Origin of the sequence: Leptospira alstonii serovar Sichuan str. 79601 (genome assembly GCF_000347175.1) — a bacterium.
GTDB lineage: Bacteria > Spirochaetota > Leptospiria > Leptospirales > Leptospiraceae > Leptospira > Leptospira alstonii.
This window is the reverse complement of record NZ_ANIK01000088.1, coordinates 1-3,894: the sequence shown is the minus strand read 5'-3', so window position 1 is coordinate 3,894 and position 3,894 is coordinate 1. Positions and strand designations below refer to the sequence as shown.

The 3,894-nt window shown below is 42.6% G+C and carries 4 protein-coding genes; all 4 read left to right on the top strand.

Translation table 11 applies throughout. The features are described from left to right. A partial coding sequence (locus LEP1GSC194_RS16390) for an RHS repeat-associated core domain-containing protein (RefSeq protein WP_020774631.1) occupies positions 1 to 2,578 on the top strand: 2,578 nt, incomplete at its 5' end. Between the two features lie 19 nt (positions 2,579 to 2,597). After that, entirely contained in the window at positions 2,598 to 2,918 is a 321-nt protein-coding gene (locus LEP1GSC194_RS21675; protein ID WP_081605119.1) for a hypothetical protein, read from the top strand. 112 nt (positions 2,919 to 3,030) lie between these two features. Then, positions 3,031 to 3,399 carry a hypothetical protein gene (locus LEP1GSC194_RS16385; protein WP_036043465.1) on the top strand — a complete coding sequence of 123 codons (369 nt, stop codon included), beginning with the start codon at positions 3,031 to 3,033 and terminating at the stop codon, positions 3,397 to 3,399. A 245-nt stretch (positions 3,400 to 3,644) separates the two neighbouring features. Further along, a partial coding sequence (locus LEP1GSC194_RS23660) for an RHS repeat-associated core domain-containing protein (protein WP_020774630.1) occupies positions 3,645 to 3,894 on the top strand: 250 nt, incomplete at its 3' end.

Genomic DNA, 3,894 nt, shown 5'->3' with positions numbered 1-3,894 from the left:
TGGAAATGTTCCATATTCTAAAGGGCGCGTAACGCAAATAACGGACGGAGCGGGAATTACAAAGTTTTTCTACAATCAACGAGGGGAAACAATCCAAAAGACGAAATACGTGGACGATGTCACTGCGATTTTCAAAATAGACTATGATTCCCTCGGAAGACCGATTACGGAAACGTTACCGGACGGAACCAAGCTACACAATTTCTATTCGCCTAACGGAACATTGTCGAGTATTACAATGGACTCTGCGGACGGCACAAGTATTGGACACACGGTCGTTTCTTACCAAGGGCCGTATTTAGATTCAAACGGAGTTCCAAGCGTAAGAAGGACCACCGGAAACGGCGTGACGATGGAAATCGGGTTTGAGCCACTCGACAAAAAACCTTTGAGCGTGGTTTCTAAAAAACCGGATGGAAGTATAATCGGCAACACGGAACTTACGTATGATTCCAAAGGGAATATTACAAAAATTGAAGACAAACTGAACCCGACGAGAACCCAGAACTTTACGTTGGACAATTTAGGCAGAGTGACACAAGCAACCGGGAAATACGGAACCCAGGATTTTACCTTTTCAGCCAACGGAAACTTGATTCAAAAAGGCGAATATACTTTAACTTACGGCGACGGAACTCATGCAAACGCGGTGACAACCGCGACAAGTGCAAACACGGGAACGATGAACTATACCTACGATGCAAGCGGGAACATGGTTTCGAGAAACGGAGACACGTTACGTTACGACAGCTATGGCAAGTTGATCGAAATCACCCCGAACGGAGTGACGGACTCGGTTTACTACAGCTATGACTACACTGGAAGCAGAATCAAATCGATCACGGATGGCTCATCGGTGACGAGTTATTTCTTTGGAAACAATTACGAGATCGTAAGAAATCCGGGAATACCGGAAAGACATACTTTGTATGTGAAAGGGATTCAAGGAGAGACTGTAGCACAGTGGACGAGAGATGACGCGACGTTGCAGATTGCGGATGCAAGTTCAAGTCCGGAGTCAAGTGAAAATTCCATCGGATCGTTTGTCGGAAGAGTTGTGGGAACTACCACAAAACCGTTTTGCAAGGACGTAACGATCAATTGTGGTAAATATTACAAAAACAGGATTCAATCTGGGTTTATTGGAATATTGGGATATTCTAAATACTTTCAAGAGAAACTCAATGCCTCACTTCCTAAGGGGCGTTCGGCACCCACAAAACTCTACAAAGCCTTGTATTTTTTGATTCTATTAAGTCTTTGTTATGTAGCTTATCCTTATTTCCTCCGAGGAAATGAACTTTTACAAAGACTTTCTTGGAGAGCTGCGGGAACTCCCGCTCTGATCCTTTCATTCTTTATCCTAACTTCTTTACCCGGATGCGGAGTGTTACCGGGAACGGGCGGCAAAGCAGGGGACCCGCCTTGGATATTGGCGATGGGCGCGAACTTAAATCCCGGCGTGACAAGTATTCAGAACCCCGGAGGAGGAATGACAGGCGGCGGAAGTGTCGGAGGATTTCCCGTAACGGGAATGTATTTTTATCATCCGGATCATTTAGGGTCGGTTACGATGATAACGGACGGAGCTGGAAACCCAGCTTCAGGACCCGAGCCCGGAGTGAGCTACGTTTCTTATGAACCTTATGGCTCGATCAATCGAAATGATTCTTATGGTCCCGATATATTTCGTTACAAATACACAGGACAAGCCGAAGACAAAGAGTCGGGTCTTTATTATTACAAATCGAGATACTACGAACCAACGTTAGGCAGGTTCTTACAAGCGGACTCTGAAATTCATCCGGATTCACCGAACGGCCAAAATCGTTATATGTATGTGGAAGGAAATCCGGTCAACTACAAGGATTCCAGTGGTCACAGTTTGGACATGATGTTTTATGCGGCTTTGTATCAATACGCGCAGATGCCGAATAGCCCGCAGAAAGAGCAAAGCGATCTAATGCTACTTGCTTTGCACAGCCAACAGATTCGTAATACTTCCGGGCCTGGTTGTCCGTTTAGTGGTAAGAACCCAGCGGTTTTCGGAAACTTTCAGGGAGATGGGATGTGTGGAGGAAAACTGCCAAAGAAAGTTGAAGAATATATGTTTTTTGCGCTTTTGGGAAGCGACTTCGGCCCAGCCTTTGCCCTTGCATATTATTTCCTCTACAAACCGAATTCGGCTTTGACGATAGTGGATCGATCTGGAATTGCTCATGACGAGAATCATAGCTGGAAATCGACACCTAAAGCTCTGCATGCCAACGAGGAATGGATCAAACAATCTTGGGGAAATTATTTCTCAATTAACGAACAAAAGGCAGCTTACAAAAGGGAATATGACGCGTTACCGAAGAGTTATGATCGTTACGGGAATACGGGAAAATCGGTTATAGCTGGGGTAAATTATTACGCAACAGAATTGTTGGCTGATCGATTGGCTTTACAAGTGGGAACGACTCTATTTGCGGTTCAAAACATTATCGGCTATTCCTCTAGGTTTATTAATCATGCGACTTTTGTTCCGAAGGGTAGATACAACAACTTTTGGAAACCGAATAAATGGAAATTATAACAGGGAGAAAAGAAAGAATATGAAATTGAGACTATTGACTTTGTTTTTATTAAGTTTGTTTGCTTGTATAAGCTCAACTTGTCAAATTGGGACTCGAACGGATGCCTGTAAATCGGATTTAAGAAAAGAAAGCGTATTTGGCGCAAGCCGTGATAGTTGCGAATTTTTGCAAACAACGGCAGCATTACCATTGCCGTCTAACGCGACGGAAGATGTAATACAAAGTCGAACAACTAGGATAAATTTTCTTATTCTCAATTGTTATCAATATTACGAAAAACTCAAAGAGTGTGAAAAAGAAGGAAACCGTTATACTCCTGCATTGTATAGTAAGGAATGATGTTGCTTAAGCTTAGTTTTTTCCTATTATAATTACATTTTTTGAAAAGCGCGATACAGCAACTTTTGGAAACCGAATAAATGGAAATTATAAAGTGGAGAAAGGAAAGAATATGAAATTGAATATGATTAAGTTAGTTATGATCGTCCTGACAGTTTATTTTAATATGAACTGTTACATCGGAACACAAAGAGATACTTGTAGGTATAACTTGAAAGATAAGGGGATTTTTGGACCTAGTAAAGACAGTTGTGAATTATTACAGGTTTTAGCGGGAGCCCCACTTGGTTCTGAAGTAGCTGAAGAAATAGTGATAAGTCGAGCAGAAACAATATCATTTCTTATTCTCAACTGCTTCCAATACTACCAAAGACTTCAAGAATGCGACAAAGAGGAAAACCGCTATATCCCGAGCATCTACGGAATTAATACGAATCCTGTTTCTCCAAGTGGGGATGCGGTGTTATCTCAGAAGTTTTAAGGATTTCTTATTTCCCTTGCGTGAGCGATCGAAGTGGAAATACTGCAACGCAACATGATATGAATGCAGAAATATGAATATACAAAAAGCTTGAAATGGTGCGTTGCAGATTGAAACGAAGAGCGCGACTCTGCGCTGGAAGTTCGGAAAGATTTCGCAGAGGCACGCCCGCTTCGAGATGCGAGTGGTTAGTTGTTAGTGGCGAGTTCCTAACCCCTAATTCCTATCCACTAACCCCTTGGAACATGTATTTTTATCATCCGGATCATCTGGGATCGATTCAAATGATAACGGACGGAGCGGGGAACCCTGCATCTGGACCGGAACCGGGAGTCAGTTACGTTTCTTACGAACCTTATGGATCAATCAATCGAAATGATTCTTATGGTCCTGATATATTTCGTTACAAATATACAGGACAAGCCGAAGACAAAGAGTCGGGTCTTTATTATTACAAATCGAGATACTACGAACCAACGTTAGGCAGGTTCTTAC